The organism is Argonema antarcticum A004/B2, from assembly GCF_023333585.1.
Taxonomy (GTDB): Bacteria; Cyanobacteriota; Cyanobacteriia; order Cyanobacteriales; family Aerosakkonemataceae; genus Argonema; species Argonema antarcticum.
Window position 1 is genome coordinate 115,383 of sequence record NZ_JAIQZN010000008.1, and the last position, 17,497, is coordinate 132,879.

General features: G+C 42.5%; 24 protein-coding genes. 8 read left to right on the forward strand and 16 right to left on the reverse strand.

The features are described 5' to 3' along the window. Positions 1 to 24: 24 nt before the first annotated feature. The 3 genes from LAY57_RS05665 to LAY57_RS05675 all read left to right on the forward strand — a co-directional run bounded on the left by LAY57_RS05665 (position 25) and on the right by LAY57_RS05675 (position 2,052). On the forward strand, positions 25 to 975 hold the full coding sequence (locus LAY57_RS05665; protein ID WP_249065349.1) for an ABC transporter permease: 951 nt from the start codon (positions 25 to 27) through the stop codon (positions 973 to 975). Between the two features lie 595 nt (positions 976 to 1,570). Further along, entirely contained in the window at positions 1,571 to 1,789 is a 219-nt protein-coding gene (locus LAY57_RS05670; RefSeq protein WP_249065350.1) for a hypothetical protein, read from the forward strand. 95 nt (positions 1,790 to 1,884) lie between these two features. Continuing rightward, positions 1,885 to 2,052: a hypothetical protein gene (locus LAY57_RS05675; protein WP_249065351.1), complete on the forward strand. Its 168-nt coding sequence runs from the start codon at positions 1,885 to 1,887 to the stop codon at positions 2,050 to 2,052. A gap of 5 nt (positions 2,053 to 2,057) precedes the next feature. On the opposite strand, the gene LAY57_RS05680 is transcribed toward LAY57_RS05675, so the two are convergent. Together LAY57_RS05680 and LAY57_RS05685 are read right to left on the reverse strand one after the other, a co-directional pair. Further along, entirely contained in the window at positions 2,058 to 2,237 is a 180-nt protein-coding gene (locus LAY57_RS05680) for a hypothetical protein (protein ID WP_249065352.1), read from the reverse strand. Positions 2,238 to 2,279: 42 nt separating this feature from the next. Further along, positions 2,280 to 2,525, reverse strand: coding sequence for a hypothetical protein (locus LAY57_RS05685; RefSeq protein ID WP_249065353.1), 246 nt, complete (start codon positions 2,523 to 2,525; stop codon positions 2,280 to 2,282). Between the two features lie 244 nt (positions 2,526 to 2,769). Here LAY57_RS05685 and LAY57_RS05690 point away from each other — a divergent pair, with 244 nt between their 5' ends. Beyond that, complete coding sequence (locus LAY57_RS05690; protein WP_249065354.1) at positions 2,770 to 3,033, forward strand: AbrB/MazE/SpoVT family DNA-binding domain-containing protein; 264 nt, start codon at positions 2,770 to 2,772, stop codon at positions 3,031 to 3,033. Then, positions 3,020 to 3,535, forward strand: coding sequence for a UPF0175 family protein (locus tag LAY57_RS05695; protein WP_249065355.1), 516 nt, complete (start codon positions 3,020 to 3,022; stop codon positions 3,533 to 3,535). Before LAY57_RS05690 ends, LAY57_RS05695 begins: the two co-directional genes overlap by 14 nt. Positions 3,536 to 3,589: 54 nt before the next feature. On the opposite strand, the gene LAY57_RS05700 is transcribed toward LAY57_RS05695, so the two are convergent. From LAY57_RS05700 to LAY57_RS05725, 6 genes are all read right to left on the reverse strand, one after another. Beyond that, positions 3,590 to 3,997, reverse strand: a complete 408-nt coding sequence (locus LAY57_RS05700; RefSeq protein ID WP_249065356.1) for a hypothetical protein — start codon at positions 3,995 to 3,997, stop codon at positions 3,590 to 3,592. 9 nt (positions 3,998 to 4,006) lie between these two features. Continuing rightward, the gene (locus tag LAY57_RS05705) at positions 4,007 to 4,216 is read right to left on the reverse strand and encodes a hypothetical protein (protein ID WP_249065357.1); all 210 of its coding nucleotides are present in this window, start codon (positions 4,214 to 4,216) and stop codon (positions 4,007 to 4,009) included. Positions 4,217 to 4,312: 96 nt separating this feature from the next. Beyond that, on the reverse strand, positions 4,313 to 4,525 hold the full coding sequence (locus LAY57_RS05710) for a transferase hexapeptide repeat containing protein (RefSeq protein WP_249065358.1): 213 nt from the start codon (positions 4,523 to 4,525) through the stop codon (positions 4,313 to 4,315). Between the two features lie 94 nt (positions 4,526 to 4,619). Further along, positions 4,620 to 5,099 carry a hypothetical protein gene (locus LAY57_RS05715; protein ID WP_249065359.1) on the reverse strand — a complete coding sequence of 160 codons (480 nt, stop codon included), beginning with the start codon at positions 5,097 to 5,099 and terminating at the stop codon, positions 4,620 to 4,622. A 30-nt stretch (positions 5,100 to 5,129) separates the two neighbouring features. After that, positions 5,130 to 5,480, reverse strand: coding sequence for a hypothetical protein (locus tag LAY57_RS05720; RefSeq protein WP_249065360.1), 351 nt, complete (start codon positions 5,478 to 5,480; stop codon positions 5,130 to 5,132). Positions 5,481 to 6,044: 564 nt separating this feature from the next. Next, positions 6,045 to 6,287, reverse strand: coding sequence for a hypothetical protein (locus LAY57_RS05725; RefSeq protein WP_249065361.1), 243 nt, complete (start codon positions 6,285 to 6,287; stop codon positions 6,045 to 6,047). 178 nt (positions 6,288 to 6,465) lie between these two features. Between LAY57_RS05725 and LAY57_RS05730 the strand changes: the two genes are divergently transcribed. The 3 genes from LAY57_RS05730 to LAY57_RS05740 all read left to right on the forward strand — a co-directional run bounded on the left by LAY57_RS05730 (position 6,466) and on the right by LAY57_RS05740 (position 7,708). Further along, on the forward strand, positions 6,466 to 6,987 hold the full coding sequence (locus tag LAY57_RS05730; RefSeq protein ID WP_249065362.1) for a helix-turn-helix domain-containing protein: 522 nt from the start codon (positions 6,466 to 6,468) through the stop codon (positions 6,985 to 6,987). Then, the gene (locus LAY57_RS36130) at positions 6,977 to 7,315 is read left to right on the forward strand and encodes a hypothetical protein (RefSeq protein ID WP_338022358.1); all 339 of its coding nucleotides are present in this window, start codon (positions 6,977 to 6,979) and stop codon (positions 7,313 to 7,315) included. Before LAY57_RS05730 ends, LAY57_RS36130 begins: the two co-directional genes overlap by 11 nt. Positions 7,316 to 7,513: 198 nt before the next feature. After that, positions 7,514 to 7,708 (forward strand): hypothetical protein, encoded by a 195-nt coding sequence (locus LAY57_RS05740; protein WP_249065363.1) that lies wholly within the window; start codon positions 7,514 to 7,516, stop codon positions 7,706 to 7,708. A gap of 14 nt (positions 7,709 to 7,722) precedes the next feature. Here LAY57_RS05740 and LAY57_RS05745 read toward each other — a convergent pair whose 3' ends face one another. The 8 genes from LAY57_RS05745 to LAY57_RS05780 all read right to left on the reverse strand — a co-directional run bounded on the left by LAY57_RS05745 (position 7,723) and on the right by LAY57_RS05780 (position 17,366). Next, positions 7,723 to 7,947, reverse strand: a complete 225-nt coding sequence (locus LAY57_RS05745) for a hypothetical protein (RefSeq protein ID WP_249065364.1) — start codon at positions 7,945 to 7,947, stop codon at positions 7,723 to 7,725. Between the two features lie 68 nt (positions 7,948 to 8,015). Then, on the reverse strand, positions 8,016 to 9,638 hold the full coding sequence (locus LAY57_RS05750; protein WP_249065365.1) for a GAF domain-containing sensor histidine kinase: 1,623 nt from the start codon (positions 9,636 to 9,638) through the stop codon (positions 8,016 to 8,018). A 6-nt stretch (positions 9,639 to 9,644) separates the two neighbouring features. Then, complete coding sequence (locus tag LAY57_RS05755; protein WP_249065366.1) at positions 9,645 to 10,031, reverse strand: hypothetical protein; 387 nt, start codon at positions 10,029 to 10,031, stop codon at positions 9,645 to 9,647. 650 nt (positions 10,032 to 10,681) lie between these two features. Then, the gene (gene biuH / locus LAY57_RS05760) at positions 10,682 to 11,365 is read right to left on the reverse strand and encodes a biuret amidohydrolase (protein WP_249065367.1); all 684 of its coding nucleotides are present in this window, start codon (positions 11,363 to 11,365) and stop codon (positions 10,682 to 10,684) included. A gap of 75 nt (positions 11,366 to 11,440) precedes the next feature. Then, complete coding sequence (locus tag LAY57_RS05765) at positions 11,441 to 12,829, reverse strand: hybrid sensor histidine kinase/response regulator (protein ID WP_249065368.1); 1,389 nt, start codon at positions 12,827 to 12,829, stop codon at positions 11,441 to 11,443. Continuing rightward, positions 12,819 to 15,476: a hybrid sensor histidine kinase/response regulator gene (locus LAY57_RS05770; protein ID WP_249065369.1), complete on the reverse strand. Its 2,658-nt coding sequence runs from the start codon at positions 15,474 to 15,476 to the stop codon at positions 12,819 to 12,821. The genes LAY57_RS05765 and LAY57_RS05770 overlap by 11 nt, the downstream gene beginning before the upstream one ends. A 53-nt stretch (positions 15,477 to 15,529) precedes the next feature. Then, positions 15,530 to 16,621, reverse strand: coding sequence for a BMP family protein (locus LAY57_RS05775; RefSeq protein WP_249065370.1), 1,092 nt, complete (start codon positions 16,619 to 16,621; stop codon positions 15,530 to 15,532). Positions 16,622 to 16,658: 37 nt separating this feature from the next. Beyond that, positions 16,659 to 17,366 (reverse strand): ROK family protein, encoded by a 708-nt coding sequence (locus tag LAY57_RS05780; protein WP_249065371.1) that lies wholly within the window; start codon positions 17,364 to 17,366, stop codon positions 16,659 to 16,661. Between the last annotated feature and the right edge of the window lie 131 nt (positions 17,367 to 17,497).

The window sequence follows — 17,497 nt, forward strand, 5'->3', positions numbered from 1 at the left end:
AAATCCAAAATCTAAAATCAAATTATGGCAACGGAATCTATAGGCTGGTGGGGAGTGCCGCTGGCGATCGCAGCAGGAACAATCCGAGGTAGTGCGCCCTTTCTATTCGTTAGTTTGGGCGAGTGTCTCACAGAAAAAAGCGGCAAGATAAATCTCGGTTTGGAAGGCACTCTCTTGATGGGAGCCATGAGTGCCTATGCAATATCTTACCTTAGCAGTTCAAACGGAATTCCGACCTGGCTTGCACCGTGGCTTGGTGTTTTTACTGCTGGCGTTGCGGGAATGCTACTGGGTACAATCCACGGATGGCTGTCACAACAACCAAAAGTCAACGATGTTGCGGTTGGAATCGCCATGATCATCTTTGGCAGCGGTATTGCCTTTTTCTTTGGCAAAGCGTTTATTCAACCTGTAGCACCCCAATTACCGGCCTTTGAGCTAGGGAATTGGAGCGATATCCCTTCAATTAAAGCCGCACTGAAAATTAGCCCGCTTTTTCTTATTGGTGTGGCGATCGCACCCATTATGCAGTGGTTTTTCAAATCAACTCGTTGGGGCTTATACATCCGCGCTGTTGGCGATAGCCCCGAAGCAGCCAAAGCAATGGGAATTTCCGTCTACAAAGTGCGAATGTTCAGCATCATCGCCGGAAGTTTTCTTGCAGGTATCGGCGGTGCTTATCTATCTCTTTATTATCCCGGTAGTTGGTCAGAGAGGATCTCCAGCGGACAAGGGTTGATGGCAGTTGCACTCGTCATTTTCGCTCGGTGGAATCCCGTCCAGTGCCTATATGCGGCTTTGCTGTTTGGAGGGGCACAGGCGATCGGCCCAGCCTTGCAATCGGTCGGCGTCAATTCCTATTACTATCTGTTCAACGCTTCCCCCTACATCTTCACATTGGCAATCATGATTATCACTTGTTCGCCAAAACGGACATTGAGCGGTTCACCAGGGGCATTGGGAACCGAAAATTAGTCGGCAAATCTCACCCCCCCCCAACCCCCCTTCTCCGACCGAGGAGAGGGCAGGTTGGTTTAATACAAAAGATGAGTGTATGGATCGTAAACTAGCGAGAGAGTTTGTTGGTTACGAAATAAAAACAGTTCCACATTCCCATCAAAGAGATGCTATGTATCCAACAAGTCGTCTAACATAACTTCCCTCAATAATAAGCTAACACGCATCTAATTCGGATATTTCTAATCCGGCAATCAAACCTTCAATTCCTCTCCCACTCCCCCACTCCCCCACTCTCCCACTCCCGCTAAACATACAAATTAAATGCGTAGCAGCTTATCACCCTTGCCAGACAGCGATCGAATTTTACGTCCGGTGTCGCCTAGTTTTAGACCAAGTAGTAACTTCCTGCAATTTACTAAATTTTACTCTACTCTGGCTTTCGACGGCTAGACGACTTCAAAAGAGCTAAGGAGTTAACGCGGTGTGAGGTGAAGGAACTTTTATAAATGAATTTTCTATGTTTCCGTGGAAAAATGCTAAAATAGATGGAAGACGAAAAGCTTACAATAGATCGAATCCAATTTGTTCAGCTACTAGCTTAGGAGATTGTATGCCTCTTACTGAACTTCTACCTCTTGTGAAACAACTATCTCACTCCGATCGGCTCCTACTCCTTCATTTTTTGACATCTGAACTTCTCAAAGATGCAAGTCTAATCCCATTGGGCAATCAAGATAGAGTATCTATTCCTAACTTGCATGACTCTTTTGAAGCAGCTGCTGTTTTAGCGAAGGCATTGGCAGAGGAAAAAGCTGCGATTCATGGTTGATAAAGTTAGATTTACTTTTACTGAACTCAACAGAGAGATGGGTGCTTTTAGTACACTACTAATATTGGGACACATGAATTTTTTTGAGGAATTCGATGTATGCTTTTATCGAGCAGAGTTGGCGTTTGAAATTAGCCCCAGAAGAATGTCAAAGGGTTAAGAATTGGCATACTAAAGAGAGCGATCGGCCCGAAAAGAGGAACAAATACAGCGAAACTAGGTTAAACTTGGTAGCGATCGCATCTTGTTTCCTCACCAGTTAGTGTTTTTAGAGAGTGCGAATCTCCTTGCTGAAATAATCATTTTCTCGCGCCAGAGAACAACGTTTTGGCATCTGTGATAAAGACGCGATCGCTTTTAAGAGTCCTGCATACCACTGACTTGCTTGTTCAAGCGATGTGACTTGAGACATCCGCAAAAAAGCACTATCTGCTTCAACCTCAGCCACACTTGAAATCTCTACATGATACTTCATTGTTTAGCTGATAGATTATGGTAGTTTATATTTACGACGCTGTTCTTCTGCAAATGCCTCAAATGAGCGGGATTTACCTACTGCAAAGTCGTCTAACCCGCGTTGGATACCTGCGATCGCTTCTGCATAGTCTTGTGCTTCCCACTCCAAAATTTTCACTAATAATTTAGCAGCAACAATAGAAACATCTTTTCCCTGTCTGGCAGCTTCTTCAAAGAGCTTTGCTTCTGCTTCTGGACTAAGTGTTACGGTAATACTCATAGATCGCTACTGGTGAAAGGCTTTAACGTAAGTCTAGCGTAACTCAAGTAGAGGTTGCGGCACGATTCGCTAGGTCTGTCAGCGTAAATAATATGTTTTTATGACCAGAATCATCGAACGCGATATCCCTCCCAACGCTTGCGCGATCGCATCCTGTTCGCTCACCAGGTAATGTTTTTAGAGGGTGCGACGCTATTCATGCTAAAATTATTACAAATTTATTACTGGTTGAGATGTCTTTTAAATGGAATTAACACACTTGTCAAGTACGGGTCAAGTTATTATTCCCAAAGCTTTGCGAGATGCTCATCGCTGGGAAGCAGGGCAAGAACTAATCGCAATTGACATGGGTGATGGTATTCTTCTAAAACCCAAAAAACCTTTTTTACAAACTAAGTTAGAGAATGTGGCGGGCTGCCTGAAATATCAAGGAAAACCTAAAAGTATCGATGAATTAGAAGATGCTATTCGTCAGGGTGTAGAGGAGCAGTGGGATGATTGCAGTTGATACAAATATTGTGGTACGACTTCTGACGCAAGACGATGAACAACAATATAATAAAAGTCTGAAACTGTTTCAGGACGAAGACATATTTATTCCAGACACCGTAATTCTTGAAACTGAGTGGGTACTGCGTTTTGCCTACAAGTTTAAGCCAGTCGAGATTTGTACAGCATTTAAAAATCTTTTTGGTTTACCGAATGTTCATATCTCTAATGCAAGTTTAATGGCAGAAGTTCTGCAATGGCATGAGAATGGGTTAGATTTTGCCGATGCTTTGCATCTGGCACAAAGTCAAAATTGTTCGGCGCTATATACGTTTGACGACAAGTTTGTGAAAATGCAACTATACGCCCAAAATATTTTTACCTTTGGTCAAGCACGTAACTTAGCTAATTTATCTGTATGGGAATTTCAACAAATTTTGGGAGAACAAAATATCGATCGCCATTATAATGAAACAGACTTAGCTGAAGATATTAGCACAATTCAAACAGGTGCTTGGTAGTGACAGTCATTTCTAATACTACACCTCTGATAAATTTTGCTGCCATCAATCAGCTTATTCCTGCTTTGGTTGGATCTCAAACTCTAGTTTGGAACGGTAGAAACACACATCAAATTCTAGAAAAAAGTTAGTCTGCCCAAGAATCAATGGTACTTCGGGTTTTCTCACCCAAGCAAATGCTAACTGAACTGGATCGAACTCACCTATCTCAGCATTGGCAAAGAATGGTATTGCTAGCTGATTGCCCAGGTTTCCTGCTAATTGAATAATCGCTTTGCTATCGTCCCAAGTAGCACCCAACTGAATACCAATCTCGTAGGGTAAGACGCTTACAGTTGCACCACTATCTACAAGTCCCACAGCTTGAATGACTCGATTTCCTCGTCGAAGAGTAAGGGGAATCCGTGGTAAACTATCAAACTCGTTTTGGGATGGGTCAGTGGTTGAGTATTTGAATCGCATCTGCTTATATTAGGTTGGATCTGCCAATTTCAGCGCTTGCATGAGAGATTCGCCAGCACCAAACGAATTGTAGGGAGTTGCCAAATAATAGGTCTTAAATGGTTCTAAAGGCGAAATATCTTCGTTGGTATCCAATTCCTCTGCCAGAATGCGGATTAGCTTGAGTTTATCTGATGCAGAAAGTTGCCGAACGGCAGGAAGTAAGTCGGTGAGTGTCATATTTTGCGATCTATTTGTCAACTAGGCTCATTTACAGCTTACCCGATCGCCGTTGTAGAAAGCTAATGTGGTCAGTATCCTCCAAGTATTTCAAGGCTACTCCGACGCTTCATCTATAGGTTCCTCAGCGTAGCGCAATAACTTTCCGTACTCCAAAGCTTCCAGAAAAGCTGGCTCATCAGAAATTGAACCGATAACTTTATCAAGCCAGTTATTGTCAGTAGGAGTACTGTCAATTCGGCGTTTAAGTTCAGCAACTGTATGCTCGATAGTTGCTAAACGCTGTTCGATTCTTGTTTCGTCTAACATAACTTCCCCCAATAATATTACCCTTGCTTAACAGCGATCGAATTTTACGTCCGTTGTCGCCTAGTTTTAAGCAGCTAACTTTCGTATGCAACAGTTATTCCAAAAAAGATTTAATCGCAGATGCAATATCGGTAACTACATCTTTATAACTCAGGTATTTCAGTTCGTTCTCTAGAGCGTTTAAGTGTTCCTTTCGAGATTTTAATTCTGAGTTTTTACGTTTATATCTATCTCTGAGTGCCTTGATAGCCTCTGCTTTGCCATCAAACCCCCTTCTCATAGACTCAAGTTGCACTTGGAGCATCAGCATCTCGTCTTCTATTATCTTTTCTGAATTTAGAAGTAGTTCCGTATATAAGTTTGTTGGCAGGTAGAAAAACAGAATGCTCCCCAACTCGCTTTTCAACTTTTCAACTTCGACTTCAACTGGAATCATCTGAGTCTTAACATCAGAAATTTCCCTACTAATTTCAGCTTTCCTTTTGCTGGCAGATGCAAGGTTGGTGATGTTTATATCACCAACCGAGTTATACTGCTCGTTGACATTTTGACTATTTTGGTCGTAGTGAGTCATTGCGCTAACTTGTGCTGGTTTTGTCAAAAATTAAAACAACATACCTACTGCCTTAGCTGCTTCAGACAAACCTGTTACAAGACCTGCTGCCGATGCTATGCCCGCAAGCAATTTCTTCGCTTGCTCAAGATAGTCTTGTATTGTTTTCTTGTCTGGATTAGGTTTTTGTGATTGAACTGTAGCCTTTTTGAGGTTGGATTCAACATCGATAGCTATCTCTTCATCTAAAGCACCAGATTGAACAGCTTTTCTGACTTCTTCCTGAATCTTTTGGATCTCACTAATAACATCAACTTTGCTTTGAACACTACCAAAGTTAATATTCCCAGCAGCATTATATTGATAGTCAACCTGTTGACCACTCTGATCGAACACTGGCATAATTACTTATCCTTATACTAAAATTTGAAATTTGAAGAACTTACTAATCACGAGATTAAACCGATTTTTGACGGTTAGACCACTTCAACAAAAATATGTCGCGAATTGCTCCTCTAAATGATGATTCATGTCCTTTACCTGCAAGCCTCGATCCAGTATAAGTTCCCAACCAAGCTATTAGAACAACCACGCAAAAAATTAAGAAATTTCCTGAGTTTTCCATTGCAATCCACCTTTACAAAAGTAATGATAATAAATCTGCGCTTAGAGCAAGCTACCTCAAGATATAATAGTAGCTATACTCTGAAATTAAGGAGCGGACTACACATTCTTAAAAAACGAAATTACAGCAAAAATCACGAAAATAGCTACTAACAACAGCACGATAGCGCTCATAGAAAAGTCCCTGAGAATTTGGTTTGTCCATTTTTACTATGCTGTGCTAGCACAAGCTAATGTGCTAGCAGCAGTCGCGGGGGAAGCAAGGGAATAAGTATAAAATATTTTTAAGTAACATTTTATACTTATCACTATATAGACCATATCTTAAATACCCTTGCTACACTAATCATTGATTGAGTTCAGAGCTTGAGAGCTTGTACTTTCGGCTAGGTGGGAAACAGTTTCAACTGTATGGACTGCGTGTGTTACCTCCATTGCCGCGTGTAATGTATTCTTTACCAACTTTTTACTTGCTTCCTTATGACTCTTACCTGCAAGACGAGCGCCTACATAAGTACCAGCAGTAGCCGCCGCTGTCATGCCAGCCAAGATTGCCGCTAAAGGCCCAGCGTTATTGTGAGTCATATATTCATTCCAACTTTTTGTCTATACTAGACCGATCGCACCCAAACTGAAAAGACGCAAAAAGGCGGAAAAAGGCGGATCTTTCTAAAATTTTTCTAAAATTGGGATGCAAGGCGGAAAAAGGTGGATAAGGGCGGATTAAGTCGGCTATAATAACCCCAGTTCTCTCACATCCCTAATGATGGACAATCACGAGGTATTGCAATTTGTAGATGAAGTCTTTTACACGAAAACAGGCAAACGTCTAAATGACTTGCAGCGGGGAATTATTGAGGGAACACTGAAACACCAAAAGTATTCTGATATTGCAAAAAATTATAATTGTACGACGGGTCATACTAAGGAAGTAGGTTACGAGCTTTGGCGAATGTTATCTGATATTTTTGGTGAAACGGTTGATAAAAAACATCTTAAATCTATTTTAGAAAGGCAATCAAATCGAAATATTATTTTTGCTGAGGGAAACGATAATAACAACATAATTGGTTTTGGCTGCATCATTAAGAATTCCGATCGGCCCAATCCTACCTCAGATAAAAGTTCGCCTGCAACTCCCGACTTTCCGCAGCAGACCAACAACAATCAAACAAAGATGGAAAAAATTGATAAATTACGGCAGTATGGCTTAAACGATGAACAAATAGCAGAAGTGCTAGAGCTTCCTTTGGAGGTAGTTAAGCAGGTAGATTTTGAGGATTGAACCTGGTATTATCCAATCCAAAGTGTTTAAAATGATAATCATGGAGCGACAAGAGAACAGTTATAAAATTTATCTAGATGTTTGCTGTTTGAATCGTCCTTTTGATGATTGGAATCAGGAGCGAGTTCGTTGGGAGGGAGAAGCCGTACTCAGCATTATGGAGCATATTTACGATCGCAAATGGCAGCTTATTTCTAGTGAGGCTATAGAAGTCGAACTAGAAAGAATGCGTGATTTGGAAAAGTTAGAGAATGTATTAAAGCTATTGGAGTTTGCCACGATTAAAGTCAATCTTAATGATGATACGATCGAAGATCCCAGCAACTAGAAAGTCTAGGCTTTGGTCTTTATGACTCGTTTCATATTGCTTGTGCAGAAATGGCTCAAGCAGATGTTTTACTTTCTACTGATGACCGTTTACTGAGAAATGCGTCACGTCATCAAGGTGTAATAGGAATTGTTGTTGATAATCCTGTTACCTGGTTAATGAACGTTTTGCAAGCTTAATGAGGAAGGAGAAGTAAAAATGACACCTGTAGAATTACAAAAAAAGGGTTATCAAGTTTTAGTAGAGCATTTGGGACAGGTTGATGCCATTCGTTTTTTACAACAGTTTGGCTGGGGACGTGGGGACTATACCAAAGAACGAGAGGAATCTTTAGCACAAGTAACGAGAGAGGAGTTTTGGCAAGATCTTCAGCGAATTCGAGCCAGAAAGTAGCTTTATAAAGATATTTATCTTTTGGGAATTGCAGATAAAATAGTACGAAGTGCATGATTGACTGCTTCTGATGTTGTAAAAACTTCCGCCACATCAGCATCTAAAGTAACTGTTACGGGAAACTGACTCTTTTCGGCAGCAAAACGGTTAGGACGAGCTTGACGATAATCAAAGTTATATTCTGGAAGCAAGTCATCTTCCTCTGAGTTTTGGTAGTTAGAATTTGGGGTATTGCTCATAATCTTTTCGTTCCTTGTGAGTTGCAAGACGAGCGCTGATGATACGAATGACAATCTACTATCTGAAATCATTTTACTGGTAAAGTAAACCAGTATGTCGAACCTTCTCCAGGTTTACTAATAACGCCGATTTGACCGCCGTGAGCTGTAATAATTTGTCGGCAAAGATATAATTTTAGACCGATTCCGGTCGAGCATCTCGCTTGTGGGTCGCGGACGTAGAGATCGAAGATGCGATCGCACTCCACTTGACCGATCCCCACCCCGTTATCCTGAATATGGCAGCGAATCATCCCGGCTTCCACCGTCGCACTCAACGTCAGACTCAATCCAGGGGGGTTATGTTTCAAGGTATGGGCCAATAAGCTTTCAAAAACTCGCTGTATCTGAGTCGGATCGAGCATTACCAACGGTAAATCTTCGGGGACAAGATTTATGAGGGTGGCTTGATTTTGCGCCAGCATTGGCTGTAAGTCTTTGATGATTGAGGGTAGCACAGTGCTGAATTGGATAAACTCGCGATGGATAATAGTTCCCTGTGCTTCGCTGGCGTTGGTTTCCAGCACAGAGTCGATCGTCTTTAGTTGGCGATCGGACCCTGACACCATTCGCTCTAATAATTTGCGAGGGATAGATATATTTTCTCCTGGCAGATTCAGCCAATTCTTTAATATCATTAATGTTCCCATAACCGATGTGCGAAGATCGTGGGAAACTGTATGTAACAAAACATCTTTAATTCGGTTCAATTCTTGGAGATCTCTATTTCTTTGCTGTAGCTGAACAGTACGTTCTTCTACTTGGTATTCTAACTTTGTATTAAGGGTTTGTACTTGTTTATAAAGTTGTGCTTGCTGAATAGCGATCGCTACTTGCGTTGCCAATTTCTCCAGCAAGTCAATCTCAAATGGCTGCCAACATCGAGGGCTAGAGCATTGATTGGCAACCAATACCCCAAAAAACTCTTCCCCCACAATAATCGGTACGCCAAGGCCAGCTTTTACCTGATATCGGGTGTAATATTCACTTAGAAATGGAGTTTTTTCTATTTTATTTGTATCGTTAATAACTCGCGGATGGCGATGTTCGTAGAAAGATTTAATTTCACGCACATAGTTCTCATCAAGTCTCCATCCCTTTATAGACTGGCAGTTATGGGCTACCGATTCTGCCAGGATTTCCCCATTACTGCGCTCATCAATACAACCGATGAAAACCCTGTCTGCTTGCAGGAATTGTCGAACTTCCTCCACCGTGGTGTTGAGAATGCGATCGAGGTTGAGCGACTTGCGAATTCGCAAAGCCATTTCGCCCAACAAGCGAGTGCTGCACAACGCTGGTTGGGAAACCAGCGGGTGAGGAAATGGGCGATCGCAAAATAGCGATCGCATCCACACTTGAACCCCCTTGCGTTCCACAATATTTATTGTGTTACAACCAATGATGTCTTCCTCATACCCGCTAATACGAGTTATTGCCTTTAGCGAATCAGACTCCAGACAGTTCTGTTTGGGGAACTGGCATATAATGTCTGGTAAAGATGAAGCATTTGTGCTGAAGTTTGAATCTAAAGATCCCAAAAGTAGTTCAAATGCTTCGTCTCTCACCGCCGCAGCCAAGATATGTTTGAGCCGTTCAAAGGCAGCTTCGTCCCGGCAACAGTCTCGTATAGCTTGTAGATAGTCAGGCATCAGGAATCACGTCGCTCTCACAATTTGAAAAATTTGTAGGGCTTGAGACTTTTTTGAGTTTAACAACTCATTAACTATTGCACATACACTGTGCGATAGAGAGCGAACGCTTTCCTGGGAGTTCTGTACCTTTTGAGGGGAAGTTGACTTTCTGAGGCTATCTTGATATAGAAATGCAAAAAACTCGATTTCTTTTCGGGCACTATACCGCAGCTTTGGCGAAAGTGTCTGCGCTAAAACTACATAGGTTTGTGCGACTTCTTCAAGCAGCTCCAAAATTTCTTCTGGGGGGGCATCGTGATATTGCAATGCCTGTTTAGCTAGCACATCTATCGGTGTTAAGTCAAAACCTAGTTGGGCTAAGGCTTCTAAATCTGTGAATTGTACGGTCATGTTGCAAATCCCCTGATGAATACAAAAGGTAGTAGGCGACTGTTGATGAGACAGTCCCATCTCCCCTGGATTCAGCGTTCTAACTTAAAGTTACGGTTGTAATCGCCGATCGCGCTTCATTCAGTCGATTCACCCAACAGGGTGATTGTCGGATGACCTTGCCGAGGCGTATATAAACTAGACGGTTTCCCCGGCTTCGAGATTGGTCGCGATCGCAATTTGACTGGTACGATCTGTAAGAGTTAGGCTGAATCCAGGCGAGCTACAGTTCCATATCGTTGTAGATGACGATTAAAGCCACTATCTGCCCTAACTCACGTTCTCGCAGTGACCAGTTGTAGAAATATGTGCGATCGTTATCACAATTTTAGATAAGTAACAGACCAGGTTTGTTCAAGAAACCTCAATACTGTTCGGTTCAGGGTATTTGTGGGCGCAGAAACCCTCTTTCTTCTCTGCTGCCGATCCGAACAGTCTGAGAAGAAGCTTGGTCTTTCTACTATCAGTATATTAACGTAATATTCCCTATTGTGGCGCTTGAACAAACAGTGAAATTACTTATATATCGGCATCGGTCGTGGCAAATCGAAGCGATACAGCGGTTTTCACATGGATAAGTTACATCGATTCTCTTCCTTGTCCCCCTAGTTCTATTTTTCGATCGCTTTAATAAACGCCTCAGAATGGGCTACTGCCCCAAATACACCACCTTGCATCTTAATCATTTTCAGTGCCGCCAGATAGTTGCCATAGTCAGTTGCAGCCGTGCAGTCAGATAGCAGCAAGCATTCGTAACCGCGATCGTTCGCTTCCCGCATAGTTGTATGGACGCAGACATCTGTCGTAATTCCGCCCAAAACAATATTTTGGATGCCTTTACATTTCAGTATCAAATCCAGATCGGTTGCATAAAATGAACCTTTACCCGGTTTATCAATTATTGTTTCTCCTGGGTTAGGCGCAAGTTCTGGAATAATTTCCCATCCAGGTTCCCCGCGTACTAAAATTCTGCCGCAAGGGCCAGGATCGCCAATTCCAGCACCGATCTGACGGCTGCGCCACTGCTTATTTTCCGGCAAATCGGACAGATCCGATCGATGTCCCTCGCGAGTATGAATCACATGAAAACCTTGGGCGCGAACTACCTCTAAAACCCGCTTAATTGGCCCGATCGGGGCGCGAGTCAGGGATAAATCATACCCCATCTTGTCAACATAACCGCCAACGCCGCAGAAATCGGTCTGCATATCAATTATCAGCACAACCGTATTTTCTGGACGCAAATCCCCATTGAATGGGTACAGATAAGGCTCGGCTTCCACAAAACATTCCATATTCACCAACCTTTAAACTTAAATAATATTTACCAAAAATATGCCACTTCAGAGAGTATCAAAAATAACTTTTTTTTAGCTATTTATTGGCAAGGTAATTATAAACTCTGTCCCTTTTCCAGGTGCAGAAACACAAGTCATCTCCCCACCGTGTTTTTCCACCACAATCTGATTACTGATAGACAACCCCAAACCAGTACCTTTTCCGACTGCTTTAGTTGTAAACAACGGTTCAAATATGCGCTCTCTCACTTCTGCCGACATCCCTATTCCATTGTCCTCAATCCGAATTATGACTCTATCTTTGCTCTCTGAAAATTCAGTACGAATAGTAATAGTATTGGCACGAGTCTTGTTCTCCTCATAAGAATGCCCTTGACTGCACTCTTCAAGGGCATCAATAGCATTGGCAATGATATTCATAAACACCTGATTAAGCTGTCCGGCGTAGCACTCAACTAGAGGCAATTCTCCATATTCTTTAATAATTTCAATAGCGGGGCACTTATCCTTGGCTTTAAGTCGGTGCTTCAAAATTAAAAGAGTGCTATCGATACCTTCGTGAATATTAACTGCAACTTTAGATGAAGTATCAGATCGGGAAAATGTTCTTAAAGAGACACTAATTTGGTTGATGCGCTCAGTTCCCGTTTTCATTGATGAAATTAGCTTAAGCAAGTCTTCTGTAAAATAATCTAACTCAATCTCTTCTGCATGATCCTCAATTTCCGCCCCCGGATTAGGAAATTTTTGCTGATAAAGCTTTAAGTGGTCGAGTAGGTCTTGAATGTATGTCTCAGCATGGCTAATATTGCCAGCAATAAAACTGACAGGATTATTAATTTCGTGGGCGACACCCGCAACCAATTGACCAAGAGCGGACATTTTTTCTTTTTGCACCAGGTAAATTTGAGTTTGTTGCAAGTTTTCAAGGGCTTGTCTAAGTTCATCCGTCCGTTCTTCTACCTGTTTTTCTAATTCCTGTGTCAGCTTTTTTAAGGCAATTTCAGCGGCAACGCGGTCTTCAACTTCGCGTTTTAGAAGTATATTTTGTTGTTCAATTATTTTAGTTAAATTGTGCAGTTTTAACTGAGCTTTAACGCGGGCTAAAACCTCCTCTTGCTGAAACGGCTTGGTGATATAATCTACTGCTCCCAAATTGAAACCTTTAACTTTATCCACCGTTTCGGAAAGGGCTGTCATAAAAATTACAGGTATATCTTCAGTTGACGGATCTGCCTTTAGCCGATGGCAGGTTTCAAATCCGTCAATTCCAGGCATCATCACATCTAATAGGATGATATCGGGTTTGGCATATTGCACCTTTTGGATAGCACTTTCGCCATCTCTTGCTACTAATACTTCAAATCCAGCCTCATCCAGAAAATCGGAGAGTACCCCTAAATTAGCTGGGGTATCATCGACAATTAACAGGACAGCTTTTGGGGTAGATTCAATGCTCATTTCGCTCATACCTATATTGACTAATGAACTCCAGAATCTCTTTTTCCTGAAAATTGTTGGCAAGTTGACGCAAATGTGTCGCAAACGAGACGACTTTTTCGTCTATCTGCTCCAACTTGACAGTTTGCTTAACAATACCCTTGAGATTTCCTCTCATAGCTAGATCGAACAAAAGCTCAATTTCCTCTGGAGGTGGAGTAACCCATTTACCATTTGGAATTTGAGACTTAGGAAGCGTAACCTTTCTATCTTGGCTTTCTTCTGCTGGTTTTGGCGTCCGCGTTTCCTCGTAAATCCACTCCAGTTCCAAATACTTTTGTAACTTCTGGAGTAGTTCATGTATCTGCACTGGCTTGGGGATGAAATCGTTGCCACCAGCTTCTAGACTCTTAGACTGGTCGCTTTTAAATACGCTAGCCGAGGAAACAATAATCACCACATCTTTCAATTCCGGGGACTGCCGAATGCGCCGCGTCATCTCAAAACCGTCCAGCACTGGCATCACCAAGTCGGTGATAATTAGGTCTGGTTTAAACTCTGCTGCTTTATCTAAACCCTCTTGACCATTTGTTGCTTCTACCATTTCAAAACCGATTTTTTCTAGCAGATTGACAATAACAGAGCGATTTTCCCATTTATCATCTATCACTAGGATTTTCGGCTTTCTGCCTGCTACGCCAATAATTTTTCCTGACTCAACAATGGTGGCTGAATCTGCCCATTCTTTTGCTTCTGGGAAATCCAAATCTATCCAAAAAATACTGCCAACACCGAGTTGGCTTTTAACTTGGATGGTACTATCCATCATTTGGATAATTTGCTTGCTAATTGCCAATCCCAGTCCGGTTCCTTCGGCTTGACGCTTGCTGTTGCCAACCTGCTCGAAGGGCAAAAATATCTTTTCTAATTGGTTGGGAGTCATGCCTACGCCAGTGTCTTCAATCTGGAAACGAATTTTGATAATTGGTAATGGATGAAATTCTGACCGATTCCCGATTACTTCCACATTGAAGGTGACTCCCCCAGTGTTGGTAAATTTGATGGCATTTCCCAGTAAGTTAATCAGCACTTGTCGCAACCGTTTTTGATCGGCATGAATAGCAATGGGCAGTTCGGAAGTTGGTTGGTAAACAAAAGAAATGCTTTTTTGTTCTGCACGGATGCGGCAAACTTCAACAACTCCCTCTAAAAAGGAAGGAAAATGAAAGTCTTCTGGATCGAGTTCCATTTTTTTTGCTTCGATTTTAGAAAGGTCTAAAATGTCGTTGATTAAGGTAAGTAAGTGAGAGCCGCACTGATAAATAATATCGATGCCGTGCAGTTCTTGGGCGGTCATTGTTTTGGAGCGTTCGAGGATTTGGGCGTAACCCAAAATGCCGTTGAGGGGGGTTCTTAGTTCGTGGCTCATGTTAGCGAGAAATTCGCTTTTTGCTCTGTTGGCGATATCAGCGGCTTCCACAGCTTCGCTAAGAGCGGCTGTGCGTTGCTCTACTCGGAGTTCTAGTTCTTCGTTTGTCTTTGCTAGGGCTTTAAATGACTCTTGTAATTGCTGTGCCATTTGGTTGAATGAGCGAGCTAAAATCCCCAGTTCATTGCGCGATCGAATGTCTACTCTAGCGTCGAGATTTCCATCGCTAATTTGGGCTGCAGCAGCAGTAAGACTCTGTAACGGTGAAACAATCCGCCGCGAAAATAAAACCCCCAATCCTGCTGCCATAAGTGTTGCCAGAAAGAGCGCTGCTGCCATTGTGAGGATGAGGTTGCGGACAGGAGTGTATGCTTCGGCTGTGGGCAATTCTACCACGACGCTCCAATTGACGCTGCGGATAGGTGCGATCGCACCCAGCACTTCTACTCCCTTAAGACCTTGGTAGACTCTCAGCGATTTTTCTCGATCGCTTAGGGTATCAATGAAGGGAAGTTGTGAAATATCTTCTAGTTTTAAGCTCTCGGAGTCACTTCTTTTTTTAGCAATGACAACTTGGCGATCGTCAATTATATATGTATATCCGGTTTTTCCTATTTCAGCTTTGGAGACAACAAAATCAAGAAATTTTAGATTAACTCTAGCCAGTAAAATGCCATCCACTTCATCTTTTTGATTGCGAATTGGGACGGCGATTGTTGTAACTAACTGGTGAATTTCAGGGGCAATTGTAACGGGATTGACATAATCTTCTTGCCGCTTGAATGCCCTGACAAATAGTGGAGAATACTTTATATTACCCAGCCCGACACGATCGTAGGGTGAAACGACTGCAACGGGTTCGCCCTGACTATTAACAATTGCCACCATTTCATAAGCGTCGTTGTGGCGGGTTAAACCATCTAGTAGGGTTTGCTTGGTTTCTAGGGGGAGATCGGTCAAACCGCGCACTCTAGCTAGGTAACCCAATTTTCTAATCAGGTCATCCATGTAGGCATCGATCTTTTGAGCGGCTGCTTGCGATCGCGCTTTTTGTAGCAGGTTTGTCTGTTTTAATTGGGTTTGGAAGCTGGAGTAAATTAGTATTCCTCCCGCAGTCAGCAAACTCGATATCACTAAGAAGACCAGGCCAAAACGCAGTTGGTTGGCAATTGAAAAAGTCCAGCGCCAAGTTAAATTGATCCTTGCTTTGAATTTATCTGCACTATTATTACGATCCAATTGAGCCTCCTGACGAGAGCATTCGAGCTACTCACGATCAAAACCAGGTAAACTTATGGCGAAACGTCTATTTTACCCGTCACAATATCCTCTTTAATCTTGTTCGCTATTGCTTCTTGTTCGGGAGTCAGTGACCCCCGAAAAGGAGCTAATTTCTGTACTTTTTCTCGGAGTCCAAATTTGTATTGCTTACCCTCCCATCGACCTTCTCGAACTAGAGTTGCTGCCTGTAGCAATAACCCTGGTGAATCCTGGATGGCACTGGTTAAGACAGTACCAGGAGCAAGTTGATATAGGTCTTGAATCCATCCAATTGTGTAAATACCATGTTTTTTTGCTAACTGATGTAAAGGTAGACAACCTGGATCGGCATTATTTGAAATAACGTCAACTCCCGATTTAATGTGTTTTTCCACAATTTTTTGGCACTTTTCTGTATCTGTCCAATTTCCCACCCATTCAGCGATCACAGTTATATCTGGCTTGGTCGCTTTCGCTCCTCTTTCAAACAAAATAGCCCCCTCTTTTATATGTGGATAATCCACACCTCCAATAAATGACACTTTATTTGTTTTGGTCTTAAGGGCTGCAATTACTCCTGTCAAATAACCTATTTCTCCGCTCCGAAAAGATAGGGCTGCTAAGTTTCTATTGTTACCAGGAAAAGTCCCAAGGACTGCAAATTTAGTGCGCGGAAATTCTCTCGCAGCAATTTCAGCAGCTGAAACAAATTGGCCTCCGTGACCGATAATTAAATCGAAACCTTCCTTGGCATACTGCCTGAATACATTTGTTACCTCAACATCGGATAAATCGTCGGTTTTTTCGGTGTAAGCTATTTTGGCTCCTAGTTGCTTTTCGATCGACTTCAAGCCTTGGTAACCTGACTGACTCCAGCTTCCATCGTCGATCGCATCTGGTAGGGTCATCGCGACTTTAAAGGTGCTGGCCATCTCCAATTGAGAATTAGGAGCTGGATTGCTACCTGTAACGCCACAACCGATGGTCATAAAGGTCAGAATTGCTAGAATTATATATGTTACAAATGTGGTTTTTGGGCGCATTTTGTTGAAAAACATTAAGTATGTTCTTGGCAACAGACCAACTACGCGATCGCGCACAACAAAAATGAAAGTTTTTCTCACCTGCTGCCCTGCCTATTTTAAAGTGAGGTTTAGCCTGCTAATTGCACCATAAAGCAATGCCACCTAATAAACCAGTCACATTCGGCACAATTTTGACATTTGGGGGCAAATTTATGGCGATTCTGTCTGTGTTACCGCCGCCGATGTAAAGGCGATCGTAGTTGAACAAATGTTCGAGGGATGCGATCGCTTTTTCCAGACGCTCGTTCCATTTTTTCTTGCCAACGTCGTCTAATGCTGCACGCCCCAGTTGTTCTTCATAGGTTTGTCCTTTGCGAAACTCATGGTGACCGAGTTCTAGATTGGGGACTAATTTACCGTTTACAAATAACGCTGAGCCAAAGCCCGTACCCAGTGTAACTACCAGTTCAACTCCATGTCCAGAAATGGCACCAAATCCCTGGATGTCTGCATCGTTAGCTACACGGACAGGTTTGTCCAATTTCTGGGAGAGGACTGTTGCTAAATCAAAATTAATCCAATCTGGGTCTAGGTTTACTGCCGTTTTAATGATGCCGTTTTGCACGACACCGGGGAAACCTAGCGATACCCGATCGAATTTGCCTTGTCCCGCAGCGAGTGTTGCTATAGCTGCAATTATAGGTTCGGGTTTTGGGGGTTGCGGTGTTTCTACTCTACTGCGTTCAGTTCGGGGAGTGCCATCTTCGTTCAAAACCATGACTTTGACGCCACTACCGCCAATATCTACTGCCAGAGTAGCAATATTTCCATCTTCTTGAGCCATTGGTATTTCTGTGCCTCTAGTTAATTACACCTTTCTCGATTATGAGACAACAAATCCGTTCGATTTTTGCTAACATTCATTAACAAAAACTTCCTGTTTCATCTGGGACTGTCGGCAGCACCCCATCCACA